Genomic DNA, 19169 nt, shown 5'->3' with positions numbered 1-19169 from the left:
GTCGACTGCGTGGATCCGCGCGCCATGGCGCGGTTCTGGGGCGAGGCGCTGGACTGGACCCTGCACGAAGTGACCGACGATCATGCGGTGTTGCGCTCCGCCAAGGGTGTCGGCCCGTACCTCGAGTTCCTCCGCGCCGGCAAGAAGACCGTGCCGGACCGCGTCCATCTTGACCTCCTGCCGTACCCCGGTGACGATCAGGAGGCGGAGGTGGCCCGGCTTCGGTCCCTCGGTGCCACGGACCTCGACGTCGGCCAGCGCGACGTTCGGTGGAAGTGCATGGCCGACCCGGAGGGCCACGAGTTCTGCGTCCTCGGCCGGTCCTGACACGGAGCCTTGACGACATCCCGGCCCATGACCCTGTGTGCTCATATGCCACGCCCCCGGGTGGGCCGGGCTGTCGCACCCCGGCCGGTTCGAGCGGCGAGACCTTGCGGGTCGGGGGACGAGATCAACTCGCCCCCCGACCACAACACTCGGACCTCCTCGGAAGCGCTCATCACGCTGACGGCTGGTCGTCCGCTGCGGCATCACCGGAGGGACGCGGTGTCGCACAGAGGTGAGTGAGAGGGCGGGAAGACGTGGATGTGTATGAGGCCGTGGACAGTCGCCGGGCCGTGCGGGCGTTCAGCGATGACCCTGTACCCAAGGAGATACTCGAACGAGTGCTGGCTGCAGCCACGCGGGCTCCGTCGAGCGGGAATCTCCAGCCGTGGCATGTGTACGTCGTGACCGGCGAGCCCTTGGCAGAATTGAAGAGGCGCGCGACGGCCAGGGCAAGGGCGGGAGACCCGGGTGATGAGCGGGAGTTTCCGATGTACCCGGCCGACCTGACCTCGCCGTATCTGGACCGCCTTTCCGCCGCGGCCGCCCAGCGCTACCAGGCGCTGGGAATCGAGCGCGACGACCTCGACAGGCCCCGGAAGATCGCCGCCCTGAACTCGGAAGCGTTCGGAGCGCCGGTCGTGCTGTTCTGCTACCTCGACCGGGCGATGGGTCCCGGACAGTGGGGCGACGCGGGGATGTACTTGCAGACCGTCATGCTGTTGCTGAGGGCGGAAGGGCTGCACAGTTGCCCTCAGGTGATGTGGACGACCTATCGCAAGACTGTCGGTGAGACAGTCGGAGCCGATGACGGACTCGTACTATTCTGCGGCGTCGCAGTGGGATTCGAGAAGGATGGCGTGCCACGACTGCGCACCGGACGGGCGGACATGACAGAGACAGTGACCTTCATCGGGACGTGACCGTTAGCCGGCCAAGATCCACAGGACAGGCCCTCACCCGAGGTATCCCGCGAGCTGCTCACCGACGCCCAGATCCCTGATCTGGATCGGACAACTTACCGTAGTCGCCACGACCTGGTCCGCTGGGGCCGCGGCGTAGCGCGCAAGCGCCACCTGATCACCGGCACCTCGGCCTGGTCCTGGCCGTCGCCATCACCGCCGCGAACGTGCACGGTACCCAGGCAGCAAGCAACATCCTGAACATCTATCAGGTGCCCTCCGAGAGCCACGGGCCTGCCGACGAGTGGGCCGCACAAGTGAGAACGGCCGAGCGCGACTATCGAATGATCCCGATCTGCGGAAGAGGCTTCTCCCATCCCCCCAGATGCGCAACAAGAACCAAGCGCGCCAGCTCCCGGGTCCGAGCCCATCCCTCGTCAGCAGACAACGCGTCAAGCCTCCATCTGTCAGTGCTCTCGGCTCCGCTCATCCCGTTGAAGACGGCATCGATCTCCCGCAGATGAAGCAGGACGGCGCGATCAAGGAGGCTCTCCTCCGCCAGGCCTTCCGCCACACGCAAGGCGTGCTCGAAGTCCAAGGCGATCTCGTCCGCCCCCACACGATGCCTCACCAGCCAGGCCACCTGTGTCTGAGCGTCAGCAGCCAGCACGGTCAGCGCCTCGGCCAGCAGGCGCAGGCGAAGGAGGGATTCGGGCTTTCCACACCACGATCGTCGCATGCGCCCCCGTTGTCATCGAGAGCGCGGGCTGCCGATCGTGCCCACGCCCTGGGCCATGTACAGCCGTTGGCAGCCTGCCCATTTCCTGCGGCAGCCTCGGACTCCGGTCCCTTCGTGGCGAGGCCGGGGCCTCACGGCCCGCGTCAGGATGCCGACAGGACCAGGTGAGTGATCACAACGACAGCCCAGATCAAGGGGATGAGCGCCACGTACGCCGATGGGCGGTGCAGGACGGGTTTGCCGAGCCGGGGACGGACTGTCCCGGGTACGGGTACGGCCAGCTGGAGCCGGCGCAGCTTGCGATAGGCGAGCAGATTCGACATCAGCGCGACCGGGGCGCCGATGATCAAGGAGCCTACGCCCCACCAGCCCTGCCGGAGCGTTGCAGTGGCCATCTCACGCACCAGCGCGATGCCGCAGAAGCCGCAGAACGGCCCGTCGGCGCGACGCCACCGCATGATCACGACGAGTCCGCGGTGGGCACGGATGGTGACAGGGGCAGTCGGTGTCACACCGCACACCTTGCACCCCAACGGTGGGGCCACAGGACTCACATACGCTGCCCAGGGAGCCGGGTTGTGCTGCGGCGCATCGTTCGCGAGATCCGGGCCAGACGGATCGTGCACGGCGACGAAGTCGCTGCCGGGGCCGCTGCCCTGGCTGGGGAGTGACGAGGTGGTCATACGTGATCTCCGAGATGTTTCCGGACTTTCGGCCTGGCCGGGTGACGAGGCCTCCCGTCCGAGGACGTGGGATCCTCTGCCGGGCCTTCGTCATGCGGCGGAGCGTCCCGTCCCAGGGCTTTGCTCTGCGCGGCGAGTTCGTCGTCGGCGGTGGGCCAGACGAACTCGCGGCCCCTCTGCCCATCAATGAAGAAGGGGCCGACTCCGGCGATATGTGGCCGTTCGGTGGTACCCGCGGTACCGGCGTGTCTACGGCATCTTGGGTCTCTTCGGCATGCGCTGGGCACATGGGGATGACCTGGGCCAGTGAGTGTCGCGCTTCTGCTCCCACAGGTGTCCTGTGGCTTCGCGCTCGTATCGGACGCTGCCCGGCTTCTGTTCCCTGGGAATCGCGTGGCCAGTCATCACGAGCATGCCAGGGTGGGTTCGCGACATGGGGTTCCTCCTGGAGCGCGGGGCGCGGGGGACGTGCCGACCGCGGTCACGGGCAGCCTCCACGGCCGAGGCTCTCACCTTCACCTTCACAAGGCCCCTCACCCTCACCTTCGCCTCCCGCCGACGCCGACGCCGACGCCCTCGCCCTCGCCCTCGCCCTCGCCCTCGCCCTCGCCCTCGCCCTCGCCCTCGCCCTCAAAGGCTCGGATAACGCGGTAGTCCGCCTCAACGGCTTGCGGGTCGGCGCTGCTGAGAACAACCTCGGCGCCCGACGGTGAGCCGTCGACGACTGTCGTGTGCGACGGAACGTGCTCGCCGACAGCGACCACGGTGGGCAGTTGGCACAGGACATTCCCGAGTCGTGGGCCAATGCCGCCTGCGCTTCCGGGATGCAGATGAACCCGCACGATCTGGTGCCCGGTGGGTGTGGGAACGAGGCGCTTGGGTGGGAGAGGGATCCAGGCGTCCAGTGCGTCGGTGGCGCGGTCCCGACCCGTCGCCCTGCGCAGGGCCTCGTCGGCCAACGACATACCGGGCGCCGCGAGCGCAGAAACCAGCAGCGGTCCCCCGCCCCTGTCATAGGCGACGCGTGCGGTGACCGGACCGCAGACCACCCCGAGGGCGTCGAGCACGCGCAGCATGTACATCGACAGGCCTCGCGACAGCAGTTCGTGACGGTTCAGCAGATCGGTACGGTCCGGATGCCCCTCGGAAGTGCGCGTCTCGGCCCACACGTCGGTGATCACGTGGTCGGGCCGGCCGCCCCAGCCGGGGCGGCTCACGCAGTTGACCACGAACCGGCGGGCGGACAGTTCTTCGGCGAGGACCAGGTGCGCGTCACCGGAATACCGGGCAGCCGCTCGCTTCATCGACAGCCAGGCCGCGCTGATCTGGAGGGGGCTTGCGCAGATCAGCGACTCCACCGGTGTGCCGACCACGGCCGGGGCCAGCGTGTAGCGGGGCAGGGGACAGGCTTCTGCCCAGGCCAGGGCCTCGGCCAGACTCGTCGTGCGGATGGTGCGCGCCGCCGGGATGCCGGCTCGGGTCAATGCGGCGGCCTGGGCGCCGCGGTCGTAGCGCAGCCGGGACGTCAGGGGATCAGCTCCGGGAAGGCCCAGCTGCCAGGCGATCCGCTCCGCCAGCTCACACCCCGCGGGGCTCCCTGCGACGACGGCCGTCACTCCCATCCCCCGCAGCAGCTTGACCGTTCGGCGCAGCGTCCCACGATGTTCGACGGCGTCCGCGTAGCCGCCTGCCGTGCCTGCGCCGCCGAGCGCCGGTGGCCGGTGCCGGGCGTCCAGTTCAACGGCCACGGTCCGCCATCCCTGCCGCGCGAAGGATTCCGTATAGCTGCATCGGCGGTACGGGGCGACGACCGCTGCGGTTCCGACCGCGGCGTGGAACCGGGGAGCGACCACGGGCGTGGCGGAGGTGATGGCCATGGGAACGGGCTCCAGGGCTGGGAATGATGCAGGGCGGCGTGTCAGGGGTGTTGAGCCGTCGAGCGGTCACGCGACTCACTGCTGGGCGCGTGGAGCCGTGCGGATGCCCGGTGCCGGGCACTTCGTGCAGGCGCGCGTCGCATGCATGCTTCCCCCTGTGTTGACGTGGACCAAAATATGGACCAAGTAGTCTCTTCTGGTCCGCCTCAGCGATATGACCGCCGGACACAGAGTGCGAGTTCAGCGGCGACGTCGGCGCAGCTCGCAGCACTGGTCCGCTCGCGAGTGGATACTTGATCCAGTCGCGACCACATGGTCCATTCCGCCTGACCGGTCAAGCCAAGCGCGCCGTGCGGGCCTCCAGCTACAGGACTTGCATCCAGACCCTTGGAGTTGACCTCTCAGCCAGAGCAGCTGACTGACCTGGCACTCTCAGCCAGCATGACCCACCACCCCAATAAGGTGAAACATTCAACTTGCACATCATCCTGTGGCGCTAGAAGGGACCATTCGGTCTGTTCTTTCGGCGCCAAGTCTGGAACCCTGTCTGCGACACGTCAAGCGAACATGGATCACACATCGACCAGGGGGCCGGTTGCCAGCCATTCGCAGGGTTCCGGGCAAGAGGGCTCAAGCGTCCTGGACGCAGCCGAATGAGACCGCCAGTCAGGGCAGCCCCTGACTGGCGGCCGCTCGCGCGATGGTCCCGGCCTCCCGCCTCGCCGGCCTCCGGCGTCAGGGTTGTCCGGAACCGACCACACCGACAGCCACCGCGGGACTTTGAGGGCAAATCCACATCCACCGTCACGACGATGGATATATGTCCGCGGATACAATCCCCCCTGACGCCACGTCGCAGGCAATGGAAAACATAGGTAGTATTGGCGAGCTGATTAGGGCGCGCGAAGCCTGCTCGGGTAATTGCGACTTCTTCGGCGTCCTTGTCCTGAAAACTACGGGGGTGTTTTCAGGAATACGAGAGTGCCCGCATGGGTGCAGCAAGACCCCGGGACGGGTTCCCATCAGCGCAACCCAGGCTGAACGTCCATTCGCGCGCGCGAACCTCTCCGGGATCGCGGTAATCCATGATCAGGCATCCACCGAACACGTCAACCAGCATGTCCCGGATCAAGCCCACCCAAGCTCGGACAGTGGAGTGGGCATCGAAGGTGAGATCGAATGACCGCGCCACGGAAACCACGAAGGCAGCAACAGCGTGCCATAGACACCAAGCGGCGAATCTTTGACGCTGCGGGTCTGGTATTCGTAGCGAAAGGTTACGACGGGGCTTCGGTCAACGACATCATCGATGCCGCAGACACGAGCAAGGGGGCGTTCTACCGGCATTACCCGGATGGAAAGCTGTCGCTGGCGCAGGCCATCATGGAAAACACGCTCACCATGAACGGCCTGAGGCCGCAGAGGGTCAAGCTCCAAGAAGTGGTCGATATCGGCCTGATCCTGGGGTACAGAATTGCCAGGGAGGACACTCTTCTTGCCGCCCTGCTTCTTTCCTTCCACAAGGATGCACCGGACAGCTACGGAACCCCCTGGCCGGACTGGATCACCTTCAATACCGGTCAAGTGGCCGAGGCCCAGCAAAGGGGCGAGGTCAAATCTTTCATCAATCCTGCGGAGCAGGCGTACCAGATCGCGGCCGCATGGTCCGGGGTGGTCCTCATGGCGAACAACGTCGATGGGCATCTTGGCGGTGTCGAAGAACGGGTGTCGCGGTTGTACAAGAACCTGATGCTTGCCATTGCGAACCCAGAAGTCCTGCCAGAGATAGATTTCGCGGCAGATCGAGGATGCCGGCTCTACGCAGCATTCCTCGAAGAGCAAGCCTCGAAAGAATTCGCCCAGGAGTGAAACGCCTGGACCAGTCGGGCGCTCCTGGGGCGTGATCAGGCATTGACGCCGCACCGCCGAAGCGCGACGGACTGTGCGTGCTGCTCCCACATTTCTCATGGGAATCGACTCTCCGGGATCCGCGACCGCGCGCCCGGAGAGCCCAAGGCATGCCCAGTCGGGCACGACGATGCCGGATATTGACCTTGTTCGAACGTTTACTACGGCTCGTCTCTCTTTGTGCCCATGGAATACGGAAAAGACGGACACGACTTCACCCAAGGAGAGCTGCCTTGCGAGGAACCCTCCGGCAGTAACCGTCTCAAAGCAAGAAGGCAGGCCGCGAACCCGTAAAAACGTGATCCGCGCAACAGGCATGAACACATGTCATGCGCATGATCGTTTCTCCAGCGGGGTAGACAGGGCTGGCGATTATTATGTGATCTTCCCGAAGGAGTCGCCGTGGAATCCCCCATGGCCGCGACCGTCGTTGATCGACGGCGCCAACTGGTTTCGCTCTTCGCCCGACTACGTAGAAGTAACGGCCAAGCGAATCCACTACCAACCTATGAGCACCTCCGGGCGATGGGCGAAGTCATGCCGGCACCCTGGGGCGGTTTCCTGGTCACTTCCTACCGTCTGTGCAATCGCGTTCTCCGAGACAAGTCGTGGCTGGTCCCGGATCGCAATTGGCGTACTCGACAAGAGGATGCGGACCGTTGGAGCTCACCGGCATCGCTGCAGATAGGCGGATCACTCCCCATGCTCAATCCACCCCATCACGCGCGCAAGCGGAGATCGCTGGGAAACGTATTCCACCAGGGTTCACTGACTGCCCTCCGCCCTTCCATCGAGAAGGCAGTCGAGCGCTTACTCGATCGGTTCACCGAGCAATTGCGTGAAGGCCCGGCCGATTTCGTCAGTCTAGTCGGTGACGAAATCCCCGTCATCACCATCGGTGAGTGGATGGGACTGCCATCAAGCGATTACGACCTCCTGCGATCCCTCACCCATGATCAAGTGCACACACAGGAGCTGTTTCCCACGTCGACCGAGCGCGCGCTCTCCGACGCCGCGACCGCTCGACTGCGTGACTACTTCTCCGAACTGATCAATGAGCGCCGAAAGGCACCCGGGGATGATCCGGTCTCGTCCTGGATCCGGACCTGGGACGAACTCGAACCCGACCGGGCCATCGTCGACGAAACGGTTCACTCCCTCGCGCTCTTCATGATCCTCGCGGCCTTGGAGACCACGGCCCATGTGCTGGCCGACGCCGTGCGCCTGCTGCTCGAACACCCTCGCCAACTGGATCTGCTGCGGCAACAACCCGAGCTGGTCCCGGATGCGGTCGAAGAGGTCCTGCGCTACGACGCACCTATCCACATGATCAGCCGCGTCGCACCCTCGGATACCGAACTCGGCGGAGTCGTCGTGCCGGAGGGCGAGATGGTGCAGCTCATGGTCGGTGCCGCGCATCACGATCCGACCGAGTACGCCGATCCTCACGCCTTCGACCTGCGGCGCGGGCGCGGGCTCCACGGAGGGTGCCCCGCGACGTCCAAAACACCGACCTCTCACCTGAGTTTTGGCGCAGGAATCCACTACTGCCTCGGCAGCGCCCTGGCCCGCCTGGAAGCGACAGTCCTGCTCGACGCACTTCTCAAGCGACCTGTGAGGCTTCGTATCAACTCCGCCCCGCAGTGGGCGCCGCGAGTCGCCTTCCGGCGCATGGGATCGCTGCAACTGGCCCTCGCCTGACCTTCCCACCGGATACCCCAGGAACGGAAAGACCAGCCGTCATGATGAACGACTTCAAGACCCTTCGTGTAAGTGAGACCGATGAAGGGCGCGTCCTGAGAGTCCAGTTGGACCGGCCGGACAAGGGCAACGCACTGTCCTCGCAGGTCCTCAGCGAACTGTTGCAGGTGCTGAATCACCTTGAAGACGACCGGACCATTCGGGTGATGGTGCTGTCCGGCGCAGGGGAGCACTTCTGCCAGGGGGGAGATCGCTCCGAGTTCATGGCGCTGATCGACGAGGATCCCTCCGGGGGCGCACTTCACGCGTACGGCGACAAGGCCGTCCGCGTCTGCGAGGCTCTCGAAAGGTCGAAGGTGATGACCATCGCCCGGCTACAGGGCGATGTCATAGGGGCCGGCATAGGCCTTGCGGTCTTCTGCGATCTGAGGGTCGGGGCGGCCAATTGCCGATTCCGTATGCCGGAGGTCGCGCTGGGACTTCCGCCGGCCTGGGGCGGGATCCTGGATCGCCTCCAGGCGGAGGCGGGGCAGGCTTCGGTTCGCGAACTGCTTCTGACAGCTGATCAGTTCGACGCCGAAAGGGCCAGGAACATGTCCATTCTGCAGAAGGTCGTCCCGCTGGACGAGCTGGATGATTCCATTGCGCATTGGGTCAAACCGGCTCTCCGTCGCGATCCCACGGCCATGCGAATGACCAAGGACATGCTGAACGCCCGCGCCAACGCAGCCCGGCTCTCGGCTGGTTCCTTCTACGATCCGGCACTGCTGACAGGTGCCTACATCCGACGGCAGCTGGCTCGCCGCCGGTGACCGCGCCCCGGGTCACCGTGCCTCAGTCGTCGTATTCGTAGCGTAAGGATCGGCACAACAGCACACGGGCGGTGGAGGACGGGGGTCGTGCGTGAGCGAAGCGGAAATGTCACGAGCAGTGGCTCGAGATCTGGAGCGTCTCCTTCAGATCATCGGCTCGTCGGTCTGACGTGTCGTCGGGTGACGAACACGGGGGAAGGGATCGAGCCACTGCTGCAAGCGTGAGGGCAAGCTCCTGCCGCGTCACCAGATCCGATGTGCAGCTGGTAAATCGGTGTCCAGGACGGCTCACAGTCACGATCATGGATCGGTCACGGACCGTCTACCGGTGAGGAACCCCTCCCCCCATGCCTGTGCCTGCCGACCCGACCATCCTCCATCCAATGCCTGAACAGCCACGCGTGGTGCTCCTCAAGCCGCTCGTGAAGTCCCCGCTGATCGAGGTCGGGGAGTACTCCTATTACGACGATCCGGACGATGCGACCGCGTTCGAGACCCGCAACGTGCTCTACCACTACGGACCGGAGAAGCTGATCATCGGCAGGTTCTGCGCGCTGGGCACGGGCGTGCGGTTCATCATGAACGGCGCGAACCACCGCATGGACGGCCCCTCGACCTTCCCTTTCCCGACCATGGGCGGCTCCTGGTCAGAACACTTCGATCTGCTCACCGGCCTCCCCAACCGAGGCGACACCGTCGTCGGCAACGACGTCTGGTTCGGCCACGGGACAACCATCATGCCGGGCGTACGGATCGGCCATGGCGCGATCATCGGCTCCGGCGCCGTGGTCACCGGCGACGTGCCCGACTACGGCATCGTCGGCGGCAACCCGGCCCGCCTCATCCGCACCCGCTACGACGCCCAGGACGTCGCCCGGCTGCTGGCTGTGGCCTGGTGGGACTGGCCCGCGGAGCACATCACCGAGCACGTGCGCACGATCATGTCGGGCACCATCGCCGACCTGGAAGCCGCAGCCCCGGGTCGCCAGCCCGCATGACACAGGTACGGAGATCCCGCGCGGGCGCATCAGCCCGTGCGGAACGTCCCTTCTGGGAGATCGCCCACGACGGCCCGTTCCAGCAGGTCGACGTCGCACAGGCCGTCCCGGTCGGCCTGACACGCGCGTTCCTCGAAGTGCCGGGCCGGGGCGGGGTCCTGGCAACTCGTCCTTGGACCGCTGAGATCGACTTGGGCGCCCCCGTTCCGTCCTGCCGTCATGATTGATCTCCATGGGGACTGTGACGGCGATACGCCGGTATCCAGTGAAGTCCATGCTCGGCGAGGCTCTCCCGTCCGTGATGGTGACTCACGCGGGGGTGTCCGGGGACCGGACGCACGCCGTTCTCGACGGGAGCGGTGGCATCGGCAGTGCCAAGCACCCGCGCAAGTGGGACAAGCTCCTCGGCTGTCGGAGCCGGGTGGCTGATGGCGGCGTCGAGGTCGAACTTCCGGGCAGAGCGCCCCTCACGGCCGGGGATCCCGAGCTGGATACCGGGCTGTCCGAGCTGCTGGGCCGTCCGGTGACCCTCTCGGCGAGCGCGCCGGCTGACAGCGCGCTGGAACGTGCGGTGCCCGAGTACGAAGGCGGTGTGCCGGACATCGTACGGGCGACGGCGTCGGTGGACGGCACAGGAGAAAAGATCACCGTCGGCAGGGTCTCGCCGGGAACGTTCTTCGATTTCGGCCGGGTTCATCTCGTCACCACCTCCTCCCTGGCCAGGCTCCGGGCCGTCTGTCCCTCCGGCGATTTCGATGCACGTCGCTTCCGACCGAACCTGGTCGTCGACACCGGCAAGGAGCCGGCCTTTGTGGAGGACGGGTGGCGGGACCGCCGGTTGCGCGTGGGCGAGGCACTGTTTCGCGTCCTGGTGCCCACGCCCCGGTGCGTGGTCCCCACGCTCAGCCATGACGAGCTGAAAGCAGACCCCGACATCATGCGCGTCATCGCCCGCGAACACCGTGTACCGGTCTTCGACCTGGGCCGGCTTGCATGCTTCGGGGTGTACCTGGATGTCCTCGAACCCGGCCCGGTCCGGCTGGGTGACTCCCTCACGGTGCAGGACTGATCCTGACCGGGCCCCCCGCAGTGGCAGGAATGGGCGGGGGGGAACCCGGGCAGACGGCGAGGGACTCGGTCAGGCTGCGGGAAGACTCGATCAGGCGGGCTCGGTGAGAGGAACCCGGCAGCACCGAGCACGCCGTTGCCCTCGGCAGAAGCCCTGTCGACGCACCCAGGAGACCACCAGGGACGTCTGTCCGGCCAACGCCCGCACAACCTGCGCGCGTTGCATCCGGCGCACCTGGAGAACGCAGCCGTACGCCCTGGCTTCCGGCCATTCTGCGAGGTACGGCCACCTCGCCGACCTGGCCCTTCCTGTCCCCAAGACTGGTCAGATTCAAACACATTCACTGTGAATGAAGACCTTCACGGGCGGGAGCACGCTCGCGACCTGCGAGCATGGGATTCACATCACGCACACAGATTGGGCACGTCTGAAACACGTTTGGTCAACTGGCCTTGCTCCGTTGCTCCGGCGAAGCTTCTCCCGGCCCACAAGGCCTCCCGACCGTCATGAAGGAGCTTCCATGAGCATGAACCTGCGCCTCGTCGGCACCACCGCAGCCGCCGTCGGCGTGATCGGTGCGGTACTCGCCGCGACCTCGGTCACAGCCACCGCTGCGCCGACCAGCCTCTACGCGCCCTCGGCACTGGTCCTGACCGTGTCCTACCCCGGAGGATCGACCGACACCGCAGCTCGCGCCGTCACACTGAGCTGCGCGCCCGGTGCGTCCGGCACCCATCCCTCCCCGGCCGCGGCCTGCGCCGATCTACGCACCGCCGACGGTCAGCTGGACTCCCTGCTGTCCTCGACGCCCGGCCAGGCCTGTATGCGGCTCTGGTCCCCCGTCACGATCACGGCCGACGGCGTCTGGCAGGGAACGCGCACCTCGTGGAAACACACCTTTGCGAACGCGTGCGAAATGAACCACGCGGTCGATCAGAACAGCCTCTTCAGTTTCTGACCTCACATGATGCGCCATGGCCAGGGCACACGGGCTGGAGGGAGACGTGCTTCTTCTCGGCTGTCGCCGGCCTGCACGTCCCGGCAGTTGGGACGGACCAGGGCAGCCTCAGCGGCAGCCGGCGCCCCAGAAGGTGAAGCACCCGGCACGGCCTCACACCTCCCAGGCCGTCACTCCTCACCATGTGCGCAGCCAAGCAGGCCGGTGGCGGGGGGCTACGGGCCAGCCATGCCACCGGCCTCACCGTCTCATGCACCACCGAATGCGAGTGGGTGCCCCGGCCGTTCCGCACCTTGGCCGGCTTGGATTTCGGCACTCGGCCCCCTCAGCCCCGAGCCGGTGATGGCGCCCGAGGACGTCTCGGCCTTTCAGCGGATAAGGAGGCCCGATCCATCCCCGGCCTTGAGGTCAATGAGCCCGCGCCTGGCGTCGGTTGACTCAACTGACGTGACAGCCTCTATGACTGTTGCGTCTGAGCCGGCGGTCTTCATGCTGCTGTCCGTTCCGGACGGGACGGAACGACTGTCAGGAACGGTGCATCAGTTCAGCTGGGTAGCCCTCTTCGGCCGGCCGGGGCGAGGGCCACGGGCTCAGGATGTGTCTCGTGCCAGGACGGCGATGGCCGTCAGCAGCAGGACCGCCCCGAGGACCAGGAACTTGCTGATCTGCTCGCCGAGCAGGACGGCGAGAAACGCGGCAGTGGTGGGTTCGAGGAGCACAAGCACGGCCGCGGTAGTGCTGCGGACCGTGGTCAACCCGGAGAAGTACCAGCGGTAGGCGAGCAGGGTCGGTACGACACCGAGGAAGACGAGCCAGCCGGCGGACTCGGCGACGTGGTCGGCGCGGGGCCAGGCTCCCTGGGCCGGCGCCAACGGCAGCAGGCACAGTGCCCCGGCACTCCACGTCTCCGCGTCCGCGGTTGCTTTCCCGGTGCGGCGGGCCTGCAGGGTGACGGCGCTGTAGCCGACGGCGGAGAGCTGGGCCAGCGCGATGCCCGGAACGGGGCGGGGACCGGAGACCGGACCCGCCACCAGGAGCAACAGGCCGAGCAGCGCGGTCCCGATCGCGGCGGTGCCACGCCTGGTGAGCCGCTCTTCCAGAAGGACGTGCGCTCCGGCGCTGACCAGGATCGGGCTCGCGCCGAGGGTGACCATGGTGCCGAGGGCGAGTCCGGCGTCCTGGACTGCGCCGAAGTAGGCCGTCTGATAGGCCGCCAGGACGACGCCGGTGGCCGCGGCGGTGCGTCGGCACGACGCGGGCCGGACGCCAGCAGGCCGGCGCAGACCGCTTCGGTCGTCTCCCAGGAGGGAAAGATCCTCGACTGCGACTACGGTTTCGGGCCCGCACCCGACGGGGCGCCGGCCAGAGTGTTTTCCGGGGTCGCGGCGGCGCCGTCTGAGGCGGTGGCGGTGGCGGTGGCACGCTCACCATGATCCGTACCGACGACAACCGGCAGATGTCCGTCGCGGTGGATCTGGGGAGGTGGAACACGCTCGACTCCGTCGGTAAGCCGCAATCCCCGTCCTCTCGGTGGCGCACTTGCGTGTCCGTACGCGTGGCGATGTACGGCTGACGGAGGGAATAGGAAATCGGCGGAGTCGGGCCCACACCGAGCGGGAGCGGACGACAGCCCCGCTGACCGTGCAGCGCGGCGACAGCCATGTGGAACACCTCGCAGAGGCCATGGGGGGTCAGTTGACCGGCAGTTCGTTGTTCTCCCATCGGGAGGTAGTGCCGAGCAATGAACGTGCGACGTCTTCCAGTGGTCCGAGCAGCGGATTGGGGTCGTCAGCGCGCGTGACGAGTACGACCTCGCAGGGATCGATGTCGATGACCGGCACCAGGGCGATGTCCTTGCGCACAGCAGCGCGTCGATCGCCGGCAGGGAAGATCGCGACACAGTGGCCGGTGGCGATGAGTTCCAGCTTGTCCTCGTAGCTGTCGTCGATCGCAGGCGGGGGTGGTGCCGGGCGGTCGCCGACCGGCTTGGGCGTGCTCCAGACAACCGGAGTGCTGACGCAGGCCACCAGTTCCTCGGCCGACAGAGTCCGCAGGCTGACAGCTTTCTCTTTCGCCAGATGATGTCTGGCCGACGTGACGAGAACCCGCGACTCCTCATGGAGCCTGGTCACCCGGAAGCCGTCCGTGGGGAAGGACAGCGGCCTGTACGCGACGAGGGCGTCGACCCGCCCCTCGGCGAGGGCGTGCATGTCCCGCCAGCCGAGGTGCCGGGTGCGGACCTGGCCGTCAGGGTGCTGGCGGCGCAGTTCCTGCACACAGGCGGTGATGACCAGTCCTTCGGCGTAGCCGATGGTGACGGTGCGGGGCTGGGCGGCTGCTCTGGCCGTGCGAGCGGCTTGCTCGGCCTCTTGGAGCAGTATCCGGGCCCTGGGCAGGAACGCCTGACCGGCGTCGGTGAGGCTGCTGCCCTGCGGCGAACGGTCGAAAAGCCGGACCCCCAGCTGAGCCTCCAGTCGCTGGATCTGACGGCTCAGCGACGGCTGCGCCAGGTGCAGCCTGGTGGCGGCCCGGCCGAAGTTGCCGTACTCCGCCACGACCGTGAAATAGCGCACGAGCCGCAGATCGACGTCCATCCGCCCAGGGTACGTCGCGTGTCGTCATACGCCTGGGACATGACGGCATACGGAACAGGTCTTGGACAGGGAGTGCGGGTGGAGATTTGGGTTGGGGGCATGACCACTTATGACGGCAAGAAGATCGTGATCACGGGTGGAAGCAGCGGAATTGGCCTGACTACGGCCCGGTTGTTCGCGGACGGTGGGGCGCGCGTACTGATCACCGGCCGCACCCGATCCACCCTGGACGCCGCGCTGGAGCAGTTGGGGGACAAAGCGGTCGCCGTCCGCAGCGACGCCGCGCACCTGAAGGACATCGAGGCGCTGGCTGACACGGTCAGGGAGCGCTTCGGCGCGGTGGACGCGCTGTTCGTCAACGCCGGTGTCACTGCGTCCGCACCGTTCGACTCGACGACGGAGGAGATGTACGACGCGCTGTTCGGCATCAACACCAAGGGCCCGTACTTCACGGTGCAGGCGTTGGCGCCGCTCTTGCGCGAGGGAAGCGGCGTGGTCCTCACCACGTCTGTGGTGAACGTCCTGGGCCTCGACGCGCTCAGTGTCTACTCGGCGAGCAAGGCAGCCCTGCGGTCGATGACGCGCACCCTGGCCCGCGAGTTGCTGCCGCGCAAGGTGCGCGTCAATGCCGTGAGCCCCGGCCCGATCGACACCGGCGTCCTGGACCGCTCCTTGCCCGCCGACGTCGTCGAGACGATGAAGGACACCTACCGGAGCACCAACCCCATGCAGCGGCTGGGGATGTCCGAGGAAGTGGCCGCCGCGGTGGCGTACTTGGCGTTCGGCGCGACCTTCTCGACGGGAACGGAGTTCCCTGTCGACGGAGGGGCTTCGCAACTCTAGGTGCTCCGACCGCATAGGTTCCCCGGCTGTTCAGGCCGCGGCGGCAAGGGGAGTCCACCCCAGCGGATGCCCCCCTCGCTGCGGATGCGAGCGCGTTCCTTGCGCTCGGCGGCCAGGACGTCGCGGTGGCGGGCGTTGGCGTTGCGCCGGCGCAAGTAGGCGTGGAGGGCTCGGGTCTGCACGGTGTAGTGGGGATAGTTCGAGTTGGCGACGGTGAACTGCCGCAGCGGTCCAAAGTGCGCCTCGGTGGGGTTCGCCCACCCGGTTCCCGCCGGCCGAGGCCAGCAGCATCATCGCCCGCCGGTAGCGCACCGAACTGGTGCTGCCCCGAGGCATGATCTGCTGCGGCTTCTGCCCCTCCTGGTCGGTCAGTCTGCGCACACGGACAGGCTCGGCCACCGCACCTCCAGCGATCGGATCGGACGTCACCGCACATCCAACCGCCACGACCACCGACCCGGCGAAGCCATGCGGTCACAGCACTGGCGTGGCCGCTTCGACAGGGCGACTGCTTTCCATCGTGGACCGGCTGGACCGCCGTCCTCGTCCGGCTGCTGCCTTGGGGCGCTCGACGAGGCGGCCGTTCTCGAAGCAGGCTCCGGCGCGGACCAGGGGAACGAGGTGGGCTCCGGTGATCACGCGCCAGCGGGTCCGGGCGTACTCGACGAGTCTGAACACCGTGGCGAGCGCGGCGGCCTGGCTGCCGGCACCACGTGCTCACGACACGGCGGCTGAACCCCACCCTGCCCGACCGCGTCGCCGGGCCACCGCGCCCGGACGTTGTCGCCGTCACCCGCGAACTGGTCGGAGCGGCCGTGGCATCCGGCATCAGCCCCGACGCGCCGCAGGCCGAGCCCGTCGTCGCAACGCTCACGGCAGGGTGCGCGCTCGCCGTCGGGCGTCCCGACGACGCCCAGCTGCATGGCTGGCTGGCGCACCGTCTGGAAGCCGCGAACGATCCACGCAGGGATCGGTACTTCACCCTCCTCGCCGTGATCAACGGCTGGCCCGCGCCCGAACCCCTCGCGCCAGTGATCGACTGGTCCCTCAAAGCCCTGAAGATGCGGACGGCCCGATGATGTAGTGGTCGAGTTGGTGAACGACGGGGCGAGCGCGGCGCTGCGGGCTCGGTACCGGCAACGGAGAAGGCAAGCCGACGAGCGCTGCGCATTCCCCCTCACGGATCGCCGAGCCGACTGCCCCCATGGGCAGTCAAGGCGGTCACGTGGTCCTCAAGGACACTGGTCCGTGCGCATCGTCAGCCGAGGTCAGCCGCTGGACGTTGTCCGGTAGCGGCTGCGGAATTCCGCCAGCAACTCATCGGTGACCTCGGCACCGGCGCTCACGGCGGCGTGCACGTCGCGGAAGTAGTTCTCGTAGCCGGCCGGGGTGTAGAGGCACAGGGCCCTTGCCGGCAGCGGTCCCGCATTGCGGTAGCCGTGCGGGGTGCCCCGGGTCGCGGCGAGCAGACACCCGGGGCCGGCCGTCACCTCGTCTTCCCCGGTGTGAAGAGTCAACTCCCCCTCCAGGACATAGAAGTACTCGTCATGTCCTTCGTGCACATGTGGTCTGGCACCGATGGTGCCCGGGGAGAGACAGAACTCCTCGAAGGCGAAGCGGCCGCCTGTGTGCTCGGCGGTGAGCCGGAAGAAGTGCGGGACACCAGCGACGTCTATGAGCTCACCGTCCTGGGGGCTGCGCAGGAGCGGGCGGGCGGGTGTCGGCGACTGATCATCGGTCATGTCGGCATTGTCGCCGAGTTCGCCTCACGGGAAACACGCACGCCCACTGAATGCTGCGGGGAGGACGAACGCCTCCGTCAGGTCCAGATGGGCGTCGTTCCTGAGTGCCCTGGTTTTGCGTAGGAGGCGCATCAAGGGCAGTCGGTCGGCGGTTCGGCTTTCTTGACCAGATCCCGGATCGGACGGCGACCCGCTGAACTCCCGAATTAGCGAGTTGGTGAGCTCCCGGCCTCCCGGGCTCCCGGGCTCCTGCACTCCTGCACTCCAGCGCTCCAGCGCTCCTGGGGACTTTGGTCCTACGGGGCCAGCAGCGTGCCTTGGCCTCGCGCCGGAGCGAGGTCTTGCCCGGCATCGGCCAGGCAGAACGCCGGCCCTCTTCGACACGCAGTCGGTGCGGGCCGGCGCTCTGCAGCAGACCGGCGTCGCAGGCGGTCAGAGGCTGGCGAGCAGGTCGTCGAGCGGGGCGGGTACGCGGTCAGGGTCGAGAGCCTCGACGAGGACGTGACCGTAGCGGATCTTGCGTCCCTTCTTCGTGCCGAGGAAGCGCCGCAGCTGCTGCTGCGAGGTGCGGCCCTGTTGTGCGGGCTGGCGCAGGAAGGTCTGCAGGGCACGCAGATCGCCCTCCTCCCGAACGAGTTCCTCGACCCGTGCCACCCCCAGCGCGCGAATGAGCTCGTCCTCCAGATCCGCCGCGCAGACGAAGAACTCCTGGTGTGCCGCACCGGCCCGCTCCAGGCCGCGGGCGTAGAAGCGGCGCTCCCCCTCGTCGCACAGTCCCGTGAGGCGCAGGTCCAGGCCCGATGGCCCGAGGAGGCGCGCGAAGCGCCCCACATTCATCGCACCGCCCATCGGCAGGACACAGACTCCTTCATCCGCCAGGTTCCGGCCGCGGCGCGTCGCCAGCGTGCCGACCGCTGCGACGTCACTCGGCCCTTCGAGCAGGACGGCGACCTTCACCGTCAGCCGCGCGGCCAGCTCGCGCGCCGGGTCACCGGGACCTCCGGCCGCCCACGCAGTGACAGCCTCCCGGAAAGACCCCATGTCAGCCATGAGACGAGTCTGCGCCCTTCTCCGGTCACCAGACCAGAGGTTTTCCGCCGACGGGTGATACGTCGGGCTTCACCGGAGCCGGCAGGTCGGACCTCGCCGCGGAAGGTCGGCAGACGCAGGGCCGCCGACAACTGGTGGGCGGCATCGGAGAGGAGGGGGTGCGGGACCGTCTCCGCGCGGGCGAATCCGCCTGCTCGTGGCGGAGTTGGTACGGTCCCCCGCACGTCCGCACCCGCCCGCCGGAAGTCGGACCATGCGTGCCTGAAGAGCCGGTTCTCCAGCGTGCACCCTATGTCCCTGGGGATCACCGGCTCGCCCCACTCAGCTCCCCCGCCGGGGTACGTGACCGGTCCTGCGTGGCGACGAGCAGGGCAGCGGTGCGGCTCCGGTGTCGGCGGGGAGGTATTCGTACGGCACCGGGCGCCGCTGGTAGAGGCTGCGATGCAGGACCCCTGGGCGACGAGCCGTCCGAGGCGTCCGGTGGGGATCTTGCCGGGCCAGCCCGAGCCCCTCCTTCAGGTCCCCCTCTCGCTCCCGACCCTTCACGTCACCCCCGCTCCCGGCCCTTCAGGTCACCTTCGCACCCGGCCGGGTTCGGCCTCGGAGTCAGCCGATGAGCCCGCGCGACGGGCGACCGGCCACCGCGCCGACTTCCTGCCCGATGGCGCACCAACCTGCCTCACTCACTGCCTGGGGGCGCACCACGGTGCTCGATCACTGCCTCCTGGCGCACCACCGCGCTCACTCACTGCCTCCTGGCGCACCACCGGGCTCACTCACTGCCTCCTGGCGCACCACCAGGCTCATTCACTGCCTCATACGGTCGGGTCGACACCGAGATCACGTCCGGATCTGGCCCAAAAAGGGGTCCGGGGGCGTGACGCCACCCACAGGACCCACATCACGTCCTACCCCCGACCGTAGAACCACCACCCCCCGAACAGCACAGAACACCCACACAACGACCCA

At 67.3% G+C, this 19169-nt stretch carries 18 protein-coding genes and 2 pseudogenes; 11 read left to right on the top strand and 9 right to left on the bottom strand.

From position 1 onward, the window contains the following. Positions 1-327, top strand: a 327-nt coding sequence (locus tag ACFZCP_RS45405; protein WP_391442988.1) for a VOC family protein, incomplete at its 5' end; no start/stop codon positions are given. Between the two features lie 254 nt (positions 328-581). Then, positions 582-1247 carry a nitroreductase family protein gene (locus tag ACFZCP_RS45400; RefSeq protein ID WP_391442986.1) on the top strand — a complete coding sequence of 222 codons (666 nt, stop codon included), beginning with the start codon at positions 582-584 and terminating at the stop codon, positions 1245-1247. A 316-nt stretch (positions 1248-1563) separates the two neighbouring features. Here the strand turns inward: ACFZCP_RS45400 and ACFZCP_RS45395 are convergent, their stop codons facing one another. From ACFZCP_RS45395 to ACFZCP_RS45385, 3 genes are all read right to left on the bottom strand, one after another. Continuing rightward, the gene (locus ACFZCP_RS45395) at positions 1564-1965 is read right to left on the bottom strand and encodes a hypothetical protein (RefSeq protein ID WP_391442983.1); all 402 of its coding nucleotides are present in this window, start codon (positions 1963-1965) and stop codon (positions 1564-1566) included. Positions 1966-2108: 143 nt separating this feature from the next. Beyond that, a complete protein-coding gene (locus tag ACFZCP_RS45390; RefSeq protein ID WP_391442980.1) occupies positions 2109-2477 on the bottom strand; it encodes a hypothetical protein in 369 nt (122 codons plus the stop codon). Positions 2478-3187: 710 nt separating this feature from the next. Then, a complete protein-coding gene (locus ACFZCP_RS45385; protein WP_391442978.1) occupies positions 3188-4525 on the bottom strand; it encodes a hypothetical protein in 1338 nt (445 codons plus the stop codon). A gap of 1179 nt (positions 4526-5704) precedes the next feature. Between ACFZCP_RS45385 and ACFZCP_RS45380 the strand changes: the two genes are divergently transcribed. From ACFZCP_RS45380 to ACFZCP_RS45365, 4 genes are all read left to right on the top strand, one after another. After that, positions 5705-6394: a TetR family transcriptional regulator gene (locus ACFZCP_RS45380; protein WP_391442976.1), complete on the top strand. Its 690-nt coding sequence runs from the start codon at positions 5705-5707 to the stop codon at positions 6392-6394. 564 nt (positions 6395-6958) lie between these two features. Then, positions 6959-8134, top strand: coding sequence for a cytochrome P450 (locus ACFZCP_RS45375; RefSeq protein WP_391442994.1), 1176 nt, complete (start codon positions 6959-6961; stop codon positions 8132-8134). Between the two features lie 41 nt (positions 8135-8175). Further along, complete coding sequence (locus ACFZCP_RS45370; RefSeq protein WP_391442974.1) at positions 8176-8946, top strand: enoyl-CoA hydratase-related protein; 771 nt, start codon at positions 8176-8178, stop codon at positions 8944-8946. A gap of 347 nt (positions 8947-9293) precedes the next feature. Further along, positions 9294-9944 carry a CatB-related O-acetyltransferase gene (locus ACFZCP_RS45365; RefSeq protein WP_391442972.1) on the top strand — a complete coding sequence of 217 codons (651 nt, stop codon included), beginning with the start codon at positions 9294-9296 and terminating at the stop codon, positions 9942-9944. Positions 9945-9973: 29 nt separating this feature from the next. Here ACFZCP_RS45365 and ACFZCP_RS45360 read toward each other — a convergent pair whose 3' ends face one another. Continuing rightward, entirely contained in the window at positions 9974-10165 is a 192-nt protein-coding gene (locus tag ACFZCP_RS45360) for a hypothetical protein (protein ID WP_391442970.1), read from the bottom strand. Positions 10166-10176: 11 nt separating this feature from the next. Between ACFZCP_RS45360 and ACFZCP_RS45355 the strand changes: the two are divergent. From ACFZCP_RS45355 to ACFZCP_RS45345, 3 genes and pseudogenes are all read left to right on the top strand, one after another. Then, a pseudogene (locus tag ACFZCP_RS45355) lies at positions 10177-10404 on the top strand (MOSC N-terminal beta barrel domain-containing protein); the annotation flags it as partial. 63 nt (positions 10405-10467) lie between these two features. Next, positions 10468-11013 (top strand): MOSC domain-containing protein, encoded by a 546-nt coding sequence (locus tag ACFZCP_RS45350; RefSeq protein WP_391442990.1) that lies wholly within the window; start codon positions 10468-10470, stop codon positions 11011-11013. Between the two features lie 520 nt (positions 11014-11533). Then, complete coding sequence (locus tag ACFZCP_RS45345) at positions 11534-11971, top strand: SSI family serine proteinase inhibitor (protein ID WP_391442967.1); 438 nt, start codon at positions 11534-11536, stop codon at positions 11969-11971. 590 nt (positions 11972-12561) lie between these two features. Here the strand turns inward: ACFZCP_RS45345 and ACFZCP_RS45340 are convergent. Both ACFZCP_RS45340 and ACFZCP_RS45335 read right to left on the bottom strand, forming a co-directional pair. Beyond that, a complete protein-coding gene (locus ACFZCP_RS45340) occupies positions 12562-13125 on the bottom strand; it encodes an EamA family transporter (protein WP_391442965.1) in 564 nt (187 codons plus the stop codon). A 537-nt stretch (positions 13126-13662) separates the two neighbouring features. After that, complete coding sequence (locus ACFZCP_RS45335; RefSeq protein ID WP_391442963.1) at positions 13663-14565, bottom strand: LysR family transcriptional regulator; 903 nt, start codon at positions 14563-14565, stop codon at positions 13663-13665. A 99-nt stretch (positions 14566-14664) separates the two neighbouring features. Between ACFZCP_RS45335 and ACFZCP_RS45330 the strand changes: the two genes are divergently transcribed. Then, on the top strand, positions 14665-15408 hold the full coding sequence (locus tag ACFZCP_RS45330; protein WP_391442959.1) for an SDR family oxidoreductase: 744 nt from the start codon (positions 14665-14667) through the stop codon (positions 15406-15408). Here the strand turns inward: ACFZCP_RS45330 and ACFZCP_RS45325 are convergent. Then, positions 15405-15683: pseudogene (locus tag ACFZCP_RS45325) on the bottom strand (hypothetical protein); the annotation flags it as partial. The gene ACFZCP_RS45330 and the pseudogene ACFZCP_RS45325 overlap by 4 nt on opposite strands. Positions 15684-16121: 438 nt before the next feature. Here ACFZCP_RS45325 and ACFZCP_RS45320 point away from each other — a divergent pair. Further along, on the top strand, positions 16122-16487 hold the full coding sequence (locus ACFZCP_RS45320; RefSeq protein ID WP_391442956.1) for a hypothetical protein: 366 nt from the start codon (positions 16122-16124) through the stop codon (positions 16485-16487). Positions 16488-16676: 189 nt separating this feature from the next. Here the strand turns inward: ACFZCP_RS45320 and ACFZCP_RS45315 are convergent, their stop codons facing one another. Both ACFZCP_RS45315 and ACFZCP_RS45310 read right to left on the bottom strand, forming a co-directional pair. After that, positions 16677-17150 carry a cupin domain-containing protein gene (locus ACFZCP_RS45315; protein WP_391442954.1) on the bottom strand — a complete coding sequence of 158 codons (474 nt, stop codon included), beginning with the start codon at positions 17148-17150 and terminating at the stop codon, positions 16677-16679. A 432-nt stretch (positions 17151-17582) separates the two neighbouring features. Next, complete coding sequence (locus tag ACFZCP_RS45310; protein WP_391442950.1) at positions 17583-18200, bottom strand: TOPRIM nucleotidyl transferase/hydrolase domain-containing protein; 618 nt, start codon at positions 18198-18200, stop codon at positions 17583-17585. Positions 18201-19169: the final 969 nt, after the last annotated feature.

Source organism: Streptomyces sp. NPDC007971, assembly GCF_042958635.1.
Lineage (GTDB): Bacteria > Actinomycetota > Actinomycetes > Streptomycetales > Streptomycetaceae > Streptomyces.
The sequence above is the reverse complement of the archived record's forward strand: the minus strand, read 5'-3'. Positions and strand labels throughout refer to the sequence as shown.